This window comes from Thalassoroseus sp. (assembly GCF_984380535.1).
Genome location: NZ_CFHRBF010000028.1, coordinates 1 through 17701 on the forward strand (window position 1 = coordinate 1; position 17701 = coordinate 17701).

At 55.1% G+C, this 17701-nt stretch carries 12 protein-coding genes and 1 tRNA gene; 6 read left to right on the forward strand and 7 right to left on the reverse strand.

The genetic code is table 11. The features are described from left to right. The 3 genes from AC5DDB_RS28130 to AC5DDB_RS28140 all read right to left on the reverse strand — a co-directional run. Nucleotides 1–1269 (reverse strand): hypothetical protein (locus AC5DDB_RS28130; protein ID WP_491743098.1); only part of this gene is annotated, 1269 nt, incomplete at its 3' end. 52 nt (nt 1270–1321) lie between these two features. Beyond that, nucleotides 1322–2398: a glycosyltransferase family 2 protein gene (locus tag AC5DDB_RS28135; RefSeq protein WP_491743099.1), complete on the reverse strand. Its 1077-nt coding sequence runs from the start codon at nt 2396–2398 to the stop codon at nt 1322–1324. Then, nucleotides 2313–3119: a class I SAM-dependent methyltransferase gene (locus AC5DDB_RS28140; protein ID WP_491743100.1), complete on the reverse strand. Its 807-nt coding sequence runs from the start codon at nt 3117–3119 to the stop codon at nt 2313–2315. The genes AC5DDB_RS28135 and AC5DDB_RS28140 overlap by 86 nt, the downstream gene beginning before the upstream one ends. Nucleotides 3120–3269: 150 nt before the next feature. On the opposite strand from AC5DDB_RS28140, the gene AC5DDB_RS28145 reads away from it, so the two are divergent. Beyond that, nucleotides 3270–4958 (forward strand): hypothetical protein, encoded by a 1689-nt coding sequence (locus AC5DDB_RS28145; protein ID WP_491743101.1) that lies wholly within the window; start codon nt 3270–3272, stop codon nt 4956–4958. Between the two features lie 85 nt (nt 4959–5043). Here the strand turns inward: AC5DDB_RS28145 and AC5DDB_RS28150 are convergent, their stop codons facing one another. Beyond that, nucleotides 5044–5907, reverse strand: a complete 864-nt coding sequence (locus AC5DDB_RS28150; RefSeq protein ID WP_491743102.1) for a hypothetical protein — start codon at nt 5905–5907, stop codon at nt 5044–5046. A 336-nt stretch (nt 5908–6243) separates the two neighbouring features. Here AC5DDB_RS28150 and AC5DDB_RS28155 point away from each other — a divergent pair, with 336 nt between their 5' ends. Next, nucleotides 6244–7782, forward strand: a complete 1539-nt coding sequence (locus AC5DDB_RS28155) for a sulfatase-like hydrolase/transferase (protein ID WP_491743103.1) — start codon at nt 6244–6246, stop codon at nt 7780–7782. Nucleotides 7783–7798: 16 nt separating this feature from the next. Here the strand turns inward: AC5DDB_RS28155 and AC5DDB_RS28160 are convergent, their stop codons facing one another. Next, nucleotides 7799–8935 carry an FtsW/RodA/SpoVE family cell cycle protein gene (locus AC5DDB_RS28160; RefSeq protein ID WP_491743104.1) on the reverse strand — a complete coding sequence of 379 codons (1137 nt, stop codon included), beginning with the start codon at nt 8933–8935 and terminating at the stop codon, nt 7799–7801. Between the two features lie 188 nt (nt 8936–9123). Here AC5DDB_RS28160 and AC5DDB_RS28165 point away from each other — a divergent pair, with 188 nt between their 5' ends. The 3 genes from AC5DDB_RS28165 (at nt 9124) to AC5DDB_RS28175 (ending at nt 11866) form a co-directional block, all read left to right on the forward strand. Continuing rightward, complete coding sequence (locus AC5DDB_RS28165; protein ID WP_491743105.1) at nt 9124–10287, forward strand: hypothetical protein; 1164 nt, start codon at nt 9124–9126, stop codon at nt 10285–10287. 155 nt (nt 10288–10442) lie between these two features. After that, the gene (locus AC5DDB_RS28170) at nt 10443–11222 is read left to right on the forward strand and encodes a DUF480 domain-containing protein (RefSeq protein WP_491743106.1); all 780 of its coding nucleotides are present in this window, start codon (nt 10443–10445) and stop codon (nt 11220–11222) included. A gap of 188 nt (nt 11223–11410) precedes the next feature. Further along, nucleotides 11411–11866 (forward strand): hypothetical protein, encoded by a 456-nt coding sequence (locus AC5DDB_RS28175; RefSeq protein ID WP_491743107.1) that lies wholly within the window; start codon nt 11411–11413, stop codon nt 11864–11866. 49 nt (nt 11867–11915) lie between these two features. Here the strand turns inward: AC5DDB_RS28175 and AC5DDB_RS28180 are convergent, their stop codons facing one another. Further along, complete coding sequence (locus AC5DDB_RS28180; protein WP_491743108.1) at nt 11916–15071, reverse strand: protein kinase domain-containing protein; 3156 nt, start codon at nt 15069–15071, stop codon at nt 11916–11918. Between the two features lie 362 nt (nt 15072–15433). Between AC5DDB_RS28180 and AC5DDB_RS28185 the strand changes: the two genes are divergently transcribed. Then, nucleotides 15434–15507 (forward strand) — tRNA-Pro (locus tag AC5DDB_RS28185). A 628-nt stretch (nt 15508–16135) separates the two neighbouring features. On the opposite strand, the gene AC5DDB_RS28190 is transcribed toward AC5DDB_RS28185, so the two are convergent. Continuing rightward, a complete protein-coding gene (locus tag AC5DDB_RS28190) occupies nt 16136–17488 on the reverse strand; it encodes an arylsulfatase (RefSeq protein WP_491743109.1) in 1353 nt (450 codons plus the stop codon). Nucleotides 17489–17701 lie beyond the last annotated feature (213 nt).

Consider the following 17701-nt stretch of genomic DNA (forward strand, 5'->3'; position numbering starts at 1 on the left):
TCGGGCATTCCCCCCCAACACAAACATGCTGAGCGGCGAAAACGTGAACGCCAGACAAACGATGAGGGCTGCGATCAACGTATTGTGTGGCGACCGACGGAAGAGAAATGCGGAATCTTCGCGAAGTCGCTGCACGGGCTTCGTTTCGCTTAACTGTTGCAGCGTATCCCGGAAGTGGGGTGCCAACATGAGCATCCAGACCGGCCCGTACCACGCTACCATCCGCACTCGTAACACAACGGCCATCGTGAATACTGCGAAGACCACAACGTCGGTCGCACGCATTACTGCCCGACTGTTCCGCAGAACGACAAGAGTGATCACCCAAGACGCCCCCACTGTGATGCCTTCCAAAGAAACCATCTCCAGGGAGAACCATTCCATGATGTCTTTGAGATTCGGATTCTGCGGGAACAACAGGGTGTGCATCAGCAGATCGAAGCCATACGGATTCACGCAAGTCGCGAGAACAGCCAGTTCCGTCAAGATCACCCAACGTCGAAACGCCCGATCGCCGAGGGTCGCCCAACCGTTCCAGGTGGCGAACAAAACTTCAATGCCTCGACCGACTGCATAACAACCCAGAAGAACCAACCCCACGACAAACGAACCATGCAAGTTCGCCCAGAGCGTCATCACGAGTGGGACCGCCAGCCAGATGAACCACGGGGTTAGGCCGTCGTCTGTTTCTGCGGTATTTCGACGACGACGCGGAGCAGCGGACACGATGCACGCCATCAGAATCGCAAAACATAATCCGCCGAACATTTCCGGACGGATCACAGCATGTCGACCCCAGTTGACTCCCCATACAAGGAACGACGCCAAACACGCCCAGCCGAATCGCCCCATTTGCTGTCGAAAAGCGAGTGCGTAAACGGCGTAAGTGAGTGTCGTGACAATCGCAAAGAGAGCCGAATATCCTTCGGCACCCCCGCCTCGTCCGGCCAGCGCCAGCATGATTTGGCCACCCCATGCGGTCGCCGTTAGTTCAACGCCTTCGGCGAGCGGCACGAAGGGTTCTGCAGTTGGAAGTTCCTGGTGGTCGAGAATCCAATTGCCATACGCGACATGTCCCCACACATCGGAATAGAACAATCGCATGTAGTTGTGATACATGAAAAACATCGCACACGCGAAGACCAAACCGACTTGCCAAACCTGCAACTGCCATTTCTCCGGCAAATGCACCTGGAGCGGCGGAAGCTGATCAGTTTCGGTCTCGACGGTCTCTTTCGGTTCCGTCGGTTGATTGATGACAGCGGTCATATCCGAATTTCTGGCGAAGGTTCAAAATCGTGCTAACCAAAAAGGCAACGCGTTAGCGCCAAGTGTTTCCGCTGGGAAACGGCTGGGGTCGCACCGCTGACGAAGTCGCGGATTGATGTCGCATCGGCTCAAACTCATTGTCAGTGAGTGTGGAATCTGCGGTTGTGACGCGATCAATGAGAAAGGTCGGACGACCGCGGACTTGGTCGTGAATCCGCACGACATACTCCCCAAGAATCGCCACCCCGAAGGCGTTCAACGCACCGAAGAACGAAGCGGTCATTAGTCCGGATGTCCACCCGGCAATCGCGTCGCCACTGAAGAATTTGTGATAGAGCGCGAACCCCGTCAGACTGAAACACACAACGCACGAGACGATTGCGATCAAATAGAACAGCGAGAGCGGAGCCGTCGAAAACGAGAAAATCGCAGTTTTCGCCAGGCGAACAAGTCCCCAGAAGGATACACGTGGGTTCTCGTCGTGACGGTCCAAGCGTTCGACCGGCACACCGGTCTGTCGCAAACCGACCCAACTTCGTAGGCCGGGGAAATAGCGATCGGTCTCGCCGAGTTGCAACAACGCTTGCACCACGCGTTTGTCGATCAGCCCGAAGTTTCCGGCGTCGAGTGGGATTGGTGTTCGCGAAATGCGGTTCAATGTGCGGTAGAACGCTCGGAACAAGAACCGTTTGACGGCGTTCTCTTTGCGTTGCACTCGGACTGCGTAAACGACATCGAACCCTTCCCGCCAACGCTCGACGAAACGCATGATAGCGGCGGGATCGTCCTGGAAGTCGGAATCCATCACGATAACCGCATCACCGCTGGCGACACTCAAACCCGCCTGCAACGCGGCTTGTTGACCGAAGTTTCGCGCTAAATGCACGGCCTGCACGCCGGGAGTTTCCCTAGCGATTTGGTCGAGTAGATCTTCACTGCCGTCGGAACTGCCGTCGTTGACGTAGATGATCTCGTACTCGCCGCCAGTTCTTTCCAAATTCTCGACAAGTGCTTCGGTCAGCCGGGGCAGAATCGAGAGTTCGTTAAACACCGGCAGCACGACCGACAGTCGCGTTTGACTGGGTTCGGGACGCGAAGGAAGCGTCAGGCTGGCGTTCTCGATCGGCATGTTTCAGCACTCCGGCAATAGACAATCCACATGGCATTCCCATCCTGAGAAGCAAGCTCCGTTCCACTTTGGCACATCCCAGAAGTGTGGAATTCACCCAGTTCGAGACGCGTGGGAACTCGGCGGCGCCGCGTTTGGGCCAGATTCGTTCCTTCAGTCGCAGACCCATGGCGATCGGCAGCGTGAACGAATTCCAATGCTGACACCACGAAAGTTCGAAGCCCGCTTGCTCTGCGTGTTGCCGAAGTGTTCGCCGGGTGTATCGCCGATGGTGGCCTAATATCTCATCCCACTTCCCGAACAACATCGGATAGGCGGGCACAGTGAGAATCACCACGCCGTCCGGCTTCAGCACACGAGCGGCATGTTCCAACACCGGCACCGGTTCGGCCATGTGTTCCAGCACATCGAGCATGACGACCGCCGATGCAGACCCGTCTTCAAGCGGCCACGGGGCGTGTAAGTCGTGTGTCTGAACGTGTTCCAAGCCGCGATTCTTCGCCATTTCGACGGACGCTTCAAGCAGATCGTAGCCATGGGCTTCATACCCAAGTTCTTGAAACTCTAGCAAGTTGCGACCGGAACCGATCCCACCTTCCACGACGATTCCATCAGGAGTCGCATGTTTCTTCAGCAACTCGACAACGAGATTCCGTTTGGCGACATGCCACCAGTAGGTGTCTTCGAGGTGAGCCATTTCCTGAAGGTGGCGCTGGTCCATGGTAACTGTTTCCATGTGGAATCATTCGGGCGTCATCGGTACGAAACTCGACGCATCAAACCGGGATTACGCAGTTTTCGTTCCGAAGTTGCGGCATGCGATTCGCATTCATTAATCGGCTGTGATGTTGCTTCGAGGACGGAAAACCACATGTCGAACGTGATTGAAGAACCCCGCCCTGCAGAATCGGCAGGTTTAGCCAAGTTCGTCCTGGCCGCCATCTTGGTGGTGGCAATTCCGCTGTTTATCCGCACGCCGTTGACGACAGACGCGATCTATTACGACTTGCAAGCCCGTCATCTCGTCGAAGGCGGTAAGTTGTATGAGGACATGTTCGAACCCAACCTGCCAGGTGTGGTTTGGTTGCATGTCGCGGTGCGGTCGATCGCCGGCGATTCCTGGGAAGCCTTGCGGGTGTTCGACCTTTTGATGTTCTCGGCGGCTGTGATTATCGCGGTTGGCTGGATCGTGCCGAAAGAAACTCCGAGACCGTCGCGTTACTACCTCGCGTCCGCGTGCTACTTGTTCTACTTTTCCCAAACGACATGGTGCCATTGTCAGCGTGATGTTTGGATGCTGGTACCTGTTCTCGGTGCGTTGGCGTTACGGATGCGGCAAGTGGATCGAATCCGCACCGATGCCACTCTCGCCTCGACAATCTTCGGTTTCGGAGTGATCGAAGGTCTGGTGTGGGGGGCTGGGGTTTGGTTGAAACCTCATGTGCTGCTGATGGCAGGTTTCGTTTGGTTTCTGAGCGGGATGATCACGCGACAATGGCGTCGGATCGCGGTGGATGCCGGCGGAATGTTGTTTGGCGGGATTGCGATCGGGGGAGTCGGTGTTGCGTGGATGCTGTCGGTCGGTTGTTGGCCCGCTTTCTGGGAAACGATGACCCAATGGAACCCCGAGTACGCAGCCAACGGCCAAGCTCATAAAACATTTATCCGCTACGCGAGATTAGCCTACTTCATGTCACCGTGGATCTGGTTGCATCTGGTCGCAGTTCCCTGCGCTTGCGTGCAGATTGCCCGGTGTTGTCGCGGCAAGCAGGTTCCGAATTCCGGAGTCGCGTTGATCGCAATCTGTTATCTTGTTTGGACCCTTCAGGCATTTCTGCTGCAACACCTTTTTCATTATGTGCATGTTGCTCCAATTCTGTTGGCCGGTGTGGTGATTCTGAACTCGACCGTGAGTTGGTCGTCATCGGTGACACGGTTCGGTTTCGTCGGATTTGCCACAATCGCGATCCTGTGCTCACCGCTTCTGAAGTCCGAGCGTCTGGCCCATTGGTGGGAGTCCATTCGGTCACCGGTTTCTTGGGAAGTCGGAGATCAACTCGCGGGGACGACAACTGATCGCCAACTCGGTGATATCGAGCGAGTGGCCCAATTCCTGGAGGGTTCACAGGTTGGACGGCAGGACGTGTGGTGTTACAACTCGGAATTGGTGGCGATATACGATCGGTTAAATCTCATTCCGCCGGCTCGATATGTCTACACGCTCGAATTGTTGGTCTTCCTGCCGAGTCGACGTCAGGAAATCATGAAGACGTACCGAGAAACACCGGCTCGATATTTGGTTGCCAATGTGACAATGTCCTTGATACCAGCGAAGAAACTTGAGTTGCTCGAAAAGCGGGCACGTCAATCGGCGAGTGGAGCGCAACCTCCGGACGCCGATTTTGGGTTGCCTTACCCGTGGAATCAGCCGGTAGTGTATACGGCTGGAAACTATTATGTGTTCGATCTCGGTGCAAAACCGCAAACGCTGGTTAGCGATCGCTCACAGGGAACACTCCAACGCAAGCAACCCGATGGAAACGAGTTTCCATCGGGTTGAGAGTTTGGTCGTCAAGACCGTCTTGCGGTCTCGAGTGTCTTCAGTGGAGCCGAAGTTTTCTTCGACTTGCGTGAGACAGAACCTACTAGATTCCTGGCCCGTCTAGTGGATTGAGCGGAGCCGGTGCGGGTGGTTCGTACATCGGTGTTTGGGGGGCCGGTGTGGTCTCGATCGAGTTGCCTTGTCCGTTCACAAGGTCTTCCAAGTTCGGAAGTTTGGCATCGAAGGGACGCTTGACCGCCTGTGGGGGAACCGGATTCGTCGTCGCAAAGCTGGCGAACATTGGCTTCAAGAAGTCCGTGCTGTACGGGGCACGTACATCGCCACCCATAGCTGCTGCGAGGGCCGCGTCACGTTCGACATGCATATGGTTGTACGGACGGAAGTAGTAGTAGCCATGGAATTTCGGATAGTACGCATAGTGCGGATACAAGTCCCCTGGGCCGACACAGTATCGCATGAGGTGGTCGTTCCAACATTCGTCTAACCAGCAACAGCCGTTGTTGCAGTCGTCGCCAGCATATCCGTACTGCCAACCGTTTGACGATTGCCCATTGCAGTACTGGCAAAATCCGTTGCCGTCACAACATTCGCAGCCATAGCCGCCGGACCGACAGCCTGCCTGGCATCCGCCAGCGGACCCACATCCGACGACACAATGACAACCATTGTGAGGCCCCTGCGGTCCACAAACCGCTTGCCCGCAGGAACTTGTTACACAGCCGGAACCGGTCACTGCACATGACGTAACTGTCGAATGGCCGGGTGTGCAATGGCTCGCTTGCTGAATGGCGGGGTGAGCGACGACGTAATTGCTGGCCCCGTTGTAGGTTGCAAAGTCGATGACTTGGGGCTGAACAGATTGAGTTGATTCCGCGGGTGCGTTGTGAAAGACACCAACATCCGCTCCCAGGGAGGCTCCCACCAGGACAAGAGGCAGTAGATACATGAGCGGGATTCCTTTCCGTGCTCAAAGTGGGTCAGGGTTTGTTTCCCTTTCGGGCACTCGACCGTGTTCCGGTCTGGCATCTCCAACGCATGCGAAGAGCCGGATGGGGTTCGCACGTCTGAGAGATTAAGCACACCACGCATACTCGTAATCTGCTCTAGAAATGAACATCGGTCAGGAGTGATCAATGAATTCGATATTACGAGACGCATACCGATAACCGGTATAAACGGAACAATAGGAACCCCTCAGCCGATCGGCTCTCCCGACACATCGGCATGCGACTTGCATCGTGATGCCATGAAACTTTCCATGAACGAAACAGGTCGATGCACGATGAATCACCTTGTTAGTCGGTTGTTCCCCATATCTTCGCTCGCCAGCGTATTTGCCGTCGTCCTCGGTCTAAACGGTTGCGGGCAGCAGGCCGCTTTGTTTGACGTTGCGAACTCGGGAGATCAGTCGGCAGCGGAGTCCGGTGTTGAGTCCATCGGTTTGGATTCCGTCATCGATCAGTTGCAAACCCTTTCACCGATTGCGGTTCCGGCAGAAGTTAAAGACGGATTGCAACAAGCGAACGATGCGCTACGCCGGTTACAGAGAATCAAACGCGACAATACGAGAGCCTTAAGAGACGCGAATCGGCAGGTTCGAGTGATGAACCCGGCACGGTCGCCTAACATCGTCCTGATTGTCACTCCGCGACTCGCTGCGAACGATTTAGGAATCTACGGGCAAGACCCGTCGGTAACGCCGAATCTCGATCGTTTGGCTGAGAATGGCGTGCGGTTCACGAGTTTTCACGCGGCTAGTCCCGATCCTTTGGCATCGCGATGGTCGCTATTGACAGGGCAATCTCCCTCCCGAGTCATTGCGGAACCAGCACCACGCTACGATCTCGAAGAACCGCATTGCACAATGGCGGAGACGCTTTGGCAAGCCGGTTATGACACGGGTTTTATCGGCGTCTGGGGAGCACCACCCAACGCGCCGCTGGATACCCCATTGAATCACGGGTTCGACGAATGGATGGGCGTGCTGCCGTTCTCGGCCGGTGCCGATCCTTCCCCAGAGAACATTTGGCTCGGCGAGGAACAACCGCTTCAGCCAATTGCTCAAGACAACACCCAACCGAAATTCACCGCCGGAGATCTGTACGTCCGTGAGGCATTGCGGTTCATGCGAGCTCAACGCGGTGGGCGTCGACCATTCTTCCTGCAATATCACCTGCCGGATTACATCAACTACCCAGCGGCGTTCTTGGACCGTATCCCGATTGCCAGGGACGGGTTAGATCAAGCGGCGCGACGTTACTCGGCCGGTTTATATTTGATGGATCAAGACGTCGGAAGGCTGCTGAGTGGATTGGAACTGCTTGGTTTGACCAACCGAACGGCCGTGTTTTTCACTGCGTTCACCGGCCCGAACCCGAACAACATTGCCGCGTTGAACGGATTGGGTAGTCTCGGCCCCTATCGTTTCGGGCAGCATCAATTGGGGCAGGGAAACTTGCAGATTCCGTTACTGGCCAGGTTTCCCGGTTTCTTCCCGCCCGAGCGTTTAGCGTTGTCGCCCGGCGTGGTTTGGGACCTGCACCCGTCATTCGCCGAATTGGCCTGGGCCATTCAACGACCACGGTTTATGGCCGGAACCTCATTGATGCCAGACATTTATGGGCGGAACGCACTCGCACAACGGATTCTCTATTGGCGGTATGAAGCTGCTCAGGCGGCATGTTGGGGGAACTGGAAAGCGGTGCGTCCGGACGGTCTATCCGAAGTGTTACTCTATGATCTTCTGAAAGATCCCGGCGAGACGACCGATATTGCTCGCGAGAATCCCGGAATTGTGGATCGTCTCACCATTGGTAACTAGCCGAGTGGGTACGCAGTCAAGCGTCAAATCGGAACGGGTCGGCATGCATCTCGTAACCGGGACGCATGCCGATGTTAATGAGCAGGCCAATTGAAAAACATGTCGCGACCAGACTGGAACCGCCGTAACTGAGGAGTGGTAACGTCAGTCCAGTGATGGGCATGAGGCCGACTGTCATGCCGGCGTTGATGATAGCCTGTGTTGCGAATTGAGTGACAATTCCCACTGCGACCAGTCTTCCGAACGGTTCGCGAGTGGCGGCCGCTACGGCGAGTCCGCGGCCGATCAGGGCAAGATACAATCCGAGCGTCAACGCACATCCGCCAAACCCCCAACGTTCGCCGATCAGACAGAATACGAAATCGGTCCGGGCAGCCGGCAAATGGTACGCGAAGGGATCGGTAACAGCCATACCGCCGACCTCACTCCCGAACGGTCCACCCAATGCCAAGACTTGTTTCGATTGATGCAGATGATAACCGTCGCCCCGCGGAGCTGGCCCCCCATCGACCTGTGTAAACAACGTGACCACACGCGATTTCTGCTCGGCACTCATGCCCATCCACAGAACCGGGATAAGACACACGCCAAGTAATACCAAGGAGATTAGATGTCGTGGCCGAGCACCGGCAGCGAACAGCATGGCAAACAGCACCGGAATAAAGACCAATGCAGTGCCCAAGTCCGGTTCACGCAGAATCAGCCCCACCGGGACCACAGCGACCGCAAACGGAACCAGTAGGCCTGGCAAGTTTCGGTAATTCCGACGGTACATCAGATACCGCGACAATGCCAAAATGAATGCCAGTTTCGCCAGTTCGGACGGTTGTAAACTCACCGGCCCCAGTGGAATCCAGCGTCGTGAACCATTCCGGGCTGGCAGGAAATAGACGGCGACGAGCAACACCAGACTCAGGAAAAACAACGGCCAAACGAGGGGTTTCAGTACCCGGTACGGAATCCAAGTGGCCGCCAGTAAAGCTGGGATCGCGAGCAGCATCCAGATCGCTTGTCTCGTGAAGTATTGCCCGCCAGAGACCAACGCATCACCACGATCAATCCCGGTCAGTCCGATGAGCATCAGCGCAAGCGGACAGACAACCAGCATCCAAGGCAGGCGTCGGTATTGTTCCTGGTGCACCACGCGTGACATGACTTCACAGTCCCTAGCGAAACATCGGCTCCTCAAAGGTGTGTGTACCGGAAACGTCCCGCTGCGCGAACAGCGATTTCCAACTGCCTGCTGCAATGGAACGTAACTTGCGATTTGGTCTACAGTTCGCCACAATCGAGAAAGTTTACGAAATCACATTTGTCTCAAAAAACTTCCTGGGCCTCGCTATGAGACGACAACTCCAGCCCTTTATTTCCGCGGTATTTTTCTCGCTCGTCTTTGGCGTTCTGAGTGGATGCCCATCGTCAAAACCTACCGATGAAACCGGTGAAACCAAACCTCCTCAAGAAGATTTGGGAGGTCCGTTGCCCGGTGAGCCGAAGGTCGCGTATCGACCGTGGACTGAAATCGTCGCCGGGATCGAGTCATCTTCGGGGGCGGTGACTGCGGTCATGTTCTGGAACGAGGACAACGAATTCAACGACGATGAAATCAACGAGTTCGTACGGATGGCGAAGATCTTCCGTGACGACAAAGTGACGTTCATGACCGTCAACGTCAACTCGGGGTTCAATGACACTGAAGACCGCGAAGCTCGAATGGCGGCGGTGCGGAAGTACGTCATCCAGCACGAGGCCAACTTCCAACACTTTCTTTCTGTGGTCCCGGAATTCGAATTGTTGATGTCGACCGGATCGGTACGTTATCCGTCGATTTTTCTGTTCGACAAGACCGGCAAACTTCGACACACCGTGAGTGTGTCACTCGACAAAAAGAAGGACAACCCGCTACCGATTCGACAAGCGGTTATTCCGAAAGTGAAAAAACTTCTCGAAGAGAAGACGGCAGCCGTGACCAAAGAAACCGACACCGAGCAACCGTCATCACAGAAGTCGGATTCCGAGAAGAACCCTGCCCCGAAACCGAGTGTGGCGAAAGGCGAAGTCAAATTGCAGACGCTCGACTGGGAGAAAACGCAAGAGATCGTGGCCCAGCATCGTGGCCAGGTCGTTGTTCTCGATCTGTGGTCAAATCATTGTCTGCCGTGTATGCAGGAGTTTCCCAACCTTGTGAAACTCCAAGCGACCTATCCTGAGAAGGTCAAATGCATCTCGTTCAACATGGACTACCAGGGCAACGGCGAGCCGGAAGAAAACCGCGAGTTGGTCATGGAGTTTCTCACTTCACAAAATGCCGTGCTTACAAATGTGATGTCTGCGGTTGCGGACGAAAAACTCTATGAGAAACTCAATCTAGGATCGCTCCCGGCGATCTATGTCTACGATCAAGACGGGAAAGTTGCGAAACGATTCGACGCCAACAGTGCCGGTGAATTTACCTATGAGAAGGACGTGATTCCTTTGGTAAAAGAGCTGCTGACGGCCAAGTAGTCTCGGCGAACAGACGACTCACGAAGACGCTTCGACCGTTGTCGCGGTCATTGTTTCCCAAGCCGGGAAATCTGATACTTCGTCCGTTTGAGGAATTCGAAATCAGATCACTGAGTTGATTCAATCATTATTCTTGCTGAAGGAGTCCGCAAGCGATGTTGGAGACGCCACCCGAAGAGAATTCGGTTCCGCTCACCGAACTGACTCGGCAACAGCGGCGAGTGCTTGGCACATTGATCGAGAAAGGGTTAACCACTCCCGATTCCTACCCGTTGACTCTGAAAGCGCTGACAACTGGGTGCAATCAGAAAAGCAATCGCGATCCCGTGACCGGCTACAGCGAAGACCAAGTTGCCGATGTGCTGGAAAAGTTACGCGAAATGGGATTGGTCGGGGAGCTTCACACAGATTCGGGACGAGCCGCACGTTATCGCCATTACATCCGTCATCGCCTGACGATCACCGAACCGCAACTGGCGATTATGGGGGAACTGCTGCTACGGGGTAAACAACGTTTGGGCGAACTGCGTGCTCGCGCCAGTCGGATGGTTCCGATCGAAACGCTCGAGCAACTCCGCGAAGAGCTAGCCAGCATGATGGAGCAAAGTTGGGTCCAGAGTAGCGGCGACCTCGAGCGGCGTGGCACATTCGTCGATCACAACTTCTATCGGGCCAAGGAAGACATGGTTCTTCAGCCCACCGATGATGCCGACGAACCGGCTAGCGAAGTATCCGTTCCGTCGCCCTCACGTCAGGCATCTCCTGGGGCATCGGTGAACGCAGAAAGTGTTCAAGAGATCGCAACGCTCAAGCAAGATCTTGCGGCTCTCCGAGAAGAAAACCAGAAGTTCAAGGACGATATCCTCTCGCTTCGGAACGAACTTGGGCGGCTGAACGACGACTTTCAACGTCTGCGTCAGGAACTTGGTGGTTGATTTTTGGCAACGTCTCGCACCGACCGCTACACGTCACGAGCGTTTCCATGAAATCCGTGCGTTTCAGTCATCAAAAACTTGAGTCTTCTTTCTTCCGCTGGTAATTTGGGAGTGTTGCGGAGGATATTGCGCCGCGAAATTCGCTCGTGTTCGCAAGACAAGAAAGAACATTCACCAGGGGGATTGGCATGAAACATTTGGGATGGATCAGTTTAAGTGTATTCGCGTTGGTTGTTTGCACCACGCCAGCAACGTTCGCACAGGAAGCCGATGCTCCAGTCGCGCCGGAAGTTGATCCCGGGCCGAGTGCGCATCCCGATCTGAGCGCTTACGGATGTTGTGGCGTTTACGGGTACCAAGGCTGCGCAAGTGCCTGCGGTTACTCGATCTACGGTTACAGCGGCTACCCTGCTTATTGGACCGCTGGATATCTTTGGGCACCATACGTCGATTACTACGCCCCGGTCTTCACGTACTCGAGTTACGCACCATTCTCACCGTTGGGCTATCCGGTCTATGCATATCCGCCTGGATACGGCGGCTGGGGTTGGGCTGGCTATGCTCCATACTACCCATACGGTTACGGTTATGGGTATGCCGGCTACGGTGCCTGCGGACTGGCTCCGGTTTATCTCGGCTGGTGATTCCCGAAAGCGACTGCAATCACGAGACCACATACGAAGCCCGTCGACTTCACCCGTTGAAGTCCGCGGGCTTTTCTGCTTTCGCAGGAAGTTGAAGCGGGATGCGTTTTAACAACGACTCCAACTCGGTATGCAGTGCTCGAAATTCGGGGATCTTAAGGGAATAAGGTTCGATGTGAGTGAGTGTCTGCAGCAACAACTCCAATGCTTCCGTTCGCGTGTGCGTATCGAGCGGTGTTCTTCCGGAATCGGATTTCACAATCGATTGGCCTAAGTCCAAGCCAATTGTTCCCCGATGATAGCTCATCCGTAATGCATCTTCGTCAGTGTGCGGAACCTGTGCGAGTAGCTCGATTGCGGCCTGATAATTCTTGACGACAGGGACGGATTCCCCAAGTTCGTCAAGGGCGTTCGCCATGTCATGATGCAACCGAGCCCGGTCCCAAATATGTTGGGGCGAAACGAGCGAACCGGTGTGCTCGTGTTGTCGCCAAAGTTCGAATGCTTTCTCGAACTGATCGACTGCCGCACTGAATTGTCGTTGCTGAGACAGAACATATCCCAACGAATGATGAGTTTGGGCGGCCGCCGTCAACAGCGATGTCGATCGTGTTCGCTCGAACAACGGCAACAGCATCTTCAGGGCTGAGTCGTAAGCGACACTCGCCTTGCGAAAATCCCCGATGTCGCGATGCAAATCTCCAAGCATGAGTTCGGTGATGACATACTCTTGGGCGTAACTATCGACCTGCGGATTTTGAACGGCGAGCATAAAGAACTCGGCCGAGGCCTTCTCGAAATCATCGATCGCTTTGCCGAACTTCTGATTTTGCACATGATCATCGCCCAGTGCGCGAAAACAGAGAGCTAATCGAAAGCGGTTTTGTTGATCGGCTGGTTCTGTATCGATGACTTGCTCGAACGCCTTCGCAGCGTGTTCGTAGGCGTTGTGAATTGCTTGCCGGTCGTCTAAGACCTGTGCCAAATTGAACCATCCCTTGCCAAGATCGCAAGTGAGTTTGAATCGCTCTTCTGATGAGATTTCCAAGCCTTGTAACGCTTGCTTTCGGATATCTTGGGCCTGTTCATAATGCTCACGCGCCGTAGACAAGCCAGATTGATCTTCGGCATCTTGCTCGATGATCGCCAAATTCATGTACGCATTGGCCAACTCACGTTTTGACTCTGCCGACGCTTTCAAATCGTGGAGGCGGGTGCGGATCGCTAGCGCTTCAAGATACAATTCTCGCGCGTGTTCGACGTCAGCGTTACGAAACTGAACGCGTCCGAGAGCCGTCACAGTGGCCCCCAAGGCCTGAAGACGATCCACGTCGTTTGGGGTCTTGTCTAACAGCGTTTCTTGCAGAGTCCGCGCCGTTTGAAGGTTCACCAAGGCAGCTGCCGGCCCCTCCACAAGTTCCGTAATTAGTCCGATTCGATAATGCGTAGCGGCATATTCATCTTCGAGTTCTCCATCTGCTTGGCGATCCTTAAGGAACTCTTCGTAGTAGTCCAACGCCTGACGCAGCAACTCGTGCTGCAGCGGCTGCATTCCTGGCTGATTTAACAACGTGTTCGTGCTGACTCGGACGAAATAATCGTCGACCGCCGCCCGAGCCCGCTGGAAATGATGTTCCGCCTCACGAGCCCGTTTCGATGCTGCCACCGCGTAATACGATGAAACCGCCGTACCAGCGATCAACAGGACAAGCAATGCAACTCCCATGGCCGCGATCGTGGGGTTCCGATGACACCAACGCCATAGTCGTTGTGGGCGACTGAGCGGTCGGGCAATGACCGGCACACCGGTCAGGAACCGTTTCAAGTCGTCTGCGAACTCCAGTGCTGAGGCGTAGCGACGGGCCGGTTCCTTCGACAAACATTTCAGGCAAACAGTCTCCAAATCGATTGGCACATCCGAGTTCAATCGTCGCGGCGGAACGGGGTTGTCGTTGACAACTTGTTTCAAGGTTTGCATTAACGAAGCGGATTGAAACGGCGGCCGGCCCGTCACAAGACAGTACAGAATTGCTCCCAGCGAATAGACATCAGAGTGCGGGCCAATTTGTTCGGGTTGCCCCAACGCCTGTTCTGGAGGCATATAGCCGGGAGTGCCAATAATCTGCCCAGTCGCAGTCGTTTCCAATCCCCCAGCATCCGTTCTCTTGGCGAGCCCGAAATCCGTAATTCGCGGTTGTTCGGCTTCATCGAGCAATACGTTGGCAGGTTTCAAGTCGCGATGGATCACGCCTCGTCGATGAGCATACTCCACCGCCTCTGCAATCAGTCGACATAGCTCGGCCGCTCGCTTTGCTGGCATTGGCTGGTCGCGGACAACGCTCGACAGGCTCTCGCCATTCACCAATTTCATCGAAAAAAACGACTGGCCCGCATGTTCGCCGACTTCATAGATCGGCACAATGTTTGGGTGATCTAGGTGAGCCGCGATCTTGGCTTCCTGATGGAATCGACGCACATCGTCGGGACCCGCAAATTGACCGGCCAAGATCATCTTTAACGCGACTTCCCGGTTCAACTTCGTCTGGATCGCCCGATAAACGATCCCCATGCCACCCCGAGCGATCTCGTTCAACAGGAGATAGTCTCCAAAATGTCGTTCGAACGGCGTTTTCGGAATCCGAATCGACTTTGCCCCGGGAGCAGTCCTGTCACTGTCGAGTTTCGTCTTATCACTAACACCGAACGGTGGATCGATCGGCAAGGTCGCCTCATCGTTCGATTCCGCATCGGGAATCGCGCTGGCTTCATTGTTCGTCCACTCAGTCAGCGGCACCTGTAATTCGACCGTCGCCGCCGCATTGTCGATGGTCAAATCGGCCCGTGCGATTTCGTCCCAGAATTGCTTGGGGAAGTTCGGAAACCGACGCCGTAATTCCTCCAAATTAGATGCCAACCCGTGGGATTGCCGAGTCTGCAGATCACCCGCGACCAAGCGTTGAATCTGGTTTGTCTCGTCATGCAAGCTCGGGCGAAGTTGCAGATAATCGTCGATGTTGCGAGGCCGTTCAGCAGAAGCCCGAATCGACTGGTCAGCCAAAGCAACTTCGACATAGGCATCGTCAGAAAGATCAGGAAACCGCTCCAAGAACTCTGTTAAACTAGGAACTTCGCCCGCGACTCGGACGGACGCCAAGAATCGTGCGACCCAGTCTGCATCGGAAGGTGTCGAGTCTGCATCGGACATGATTGATCGGTCATCGTCGCGAGAAGTTCTTGAACCGCGAACGCCAAGCGGCACAACGTTGTCATGGCGAGGTCACATGCCTAGATAGTCCGGCCCCGAGTCATTGGAGCAACAAAGTGACTCAAGCCCCAAAAGATATCGCCGAACCCGCCACCATATATGGTGTCATCTTAAAGGGGGCATGACAACACCATAGCATAGGCTCTGTCAAAACTGCCGAACCCATGCTTCCAGACGTCGCCCGCAAGACTCAAATCCCAGGACTCAAAGGGCAAGAACTGCAAAAAGTTGCTGGCCGTTGACCGAATCTTCATACGGACTATAATACCGACCCACTCAATTTCGATTGCAGTGACACCTATCGGGGCGTGGCTCAGCTTGGTAGAGCGCTGCGTTCGGGACGCAGAGGTCGCTGGTTCAAATCCAGTCGCCCCGACTTGTAAACCCTTTTTAGAAAACGACTTACGGTGGCTCCTTGGTGAGCCGCTTTTTTCGTGTTTGCGGTGCGCCACTAAACGTCGCGATGAATTCCATTTCGCGCTGCCTCCTCGTTTCGCTCAAGCTGGTTCGACGCCTCCCACAATTCGGCCGTACGACTTCTTTATCAGTGCCTGAAAGCGTCACAAGTCGGTCCGCTTGGTTCATATTCACCGATCTTCACTTTGGCGTTGGTTGCGGATACCACAAAACTCTCGTGGCATTTCTTCAATAGCAACTGGTTCGATCTTGGAGGCTAATATCCGCGTCCTTTGCGTTCCTGTAGCTGCCTTCGAGTCTCAGGCCACCGCACTCAACGAACCACGTGGACAAGTAACGCGTGAGTGCCCGGCAATTGAATATTGTAAGCGATGCTGAGCCGTGCAGTGTTCTACTTCAGATAGGCTAGCTAGGCATTTGCGTTCGAACAGGAACAGCTTCGTGATCGTGGTGCGCGCTGACCCGAGAATTGCGGTTGCGCCGTTCGTCATCCCGAACGGATCGACGAAGATTCAGTCCATTGGGATGCTCAAAACCGCGAATGCTTCAGCGACATTCCATACAAATCACCATGCCGTTGACCGGCGTTATTTCGTCGCCTCGGCGATCGAGGCGTCCAACTCATTCACGACGTCTGGGTGCCTAGACGCGATATTGTTCGTTTCGCCGAGGTCGCTATTCAGATCATAGAGTTCCAACGGCTCGTTGGGGGCAAGGCGGACGCCCTTCCATTGTCCCTTGCGGACGGCCTCCTTCTTGCCATACTTCCAATAGAGGTAGTCGTGACTTTTCTGCTCGCCCTGACCGATGAGAGTTGGTGCGAATGAGACGCCATCGGTTTTGTGGGGAAGCGGGGCGTCGGCAAGTTCGCAAGCGGTGGGAACCCAATCATAGAAGGCGAGCGGTTCCGCGCAAGTCGAACCGGCTTGAATGACCCCAGGCCACCAGGCGATGGTCGGGACGCGGATCCCACCTTCGTAGAGGTCACGTTTATAGCCGCGTAGCGGACCGTTGGCGTCGAAATACTCGTGCTTGTGCCCACCCTCCGAGTGTGGGCCATTGTCGGACGTAAACACGATGAGCGTCTTCTTTTCAATGCCCAACTCCTTGAGTAGTGCGACAAGCCGGCCCACATCGCCGTCCATGCGGGTGATCATCGCGGCCTGGCCCTTTTCGACGTCGGGCCAATTCTCGTCCTCGTAAATGCCGTAGTCGGGAACTTCCATCCCGTTCTTGTTCTGGACGCGACCACCCTCATTGTTGGCATGCGGGATCGTCCAGTGAATGTGAAGTAAGAAGGGATTCCGCGCGTTGGTGCGGACGAAGCTAAGTGCTTCATTCGTCATGACGTCGTGCGAGTAGGTCTTACGGGCGTCCAGTCGGGCGACGCGACCGCGTGCCTTCGGGTCGTCGATGAGCACGTTGCCGTCGAGCGGCACCTTCTCCACGTTACGCCATAGATGGGTCGGGTAGTAGTTGTGGGCCTCACCCTGATCAAGATAACCCATCCAGAAATCAAAGCCCTGTTGGTTCGGATGTCCGCTTGTCCCGACCTTTCCCAATGCCCACTTGCCGACGCCACCGGTCGCGTAGCCCACGGCCTTGAGTCGCTCGGCAACGGTGACGTCCTCGGGCTCCAGCACGTAGGCAGCGTTCGAGTTGATGGCCGTGTGGCCGGCATGTAACCCCGTCCAAAGCACAAGACGCGACGGCCGACAGACGGTGTTGCCTGCGTAGTAATTGGTGAGCCGCATCCCCTCGTCGGCTAGTTTGTTCAGATGTGGCGTCTGGATGCGTTGTTGTCCGAAGCAGCCCAGGTCACCGTAGCCCAAGTCATCGCACATGATGTAGATCAAATTCGGCCTCTCCGCGTAGACAGGCTGAGCGTGAGAGAAGATGATCACGAAGAGGGCGGACAAAACAAAAACAATGGATCGCATATGAGCACTCTTCGGTTGTTTGGGTTTGGTGAGTGACCTCGGCGGTCCCCTCAGCAGGGCATGGACTTTCCGTTGCGCGGGCGGACACCTAACGAAAACTGCAGGCTCAGAAGCCATGGGCTGAATACAGTCTACGGGAAATGGCGGGGGTCGCAAACCTTCGCATTTGTTTGCAGAAATACGCGGTCATCGAGGGGGCGATTCGGTAATTAT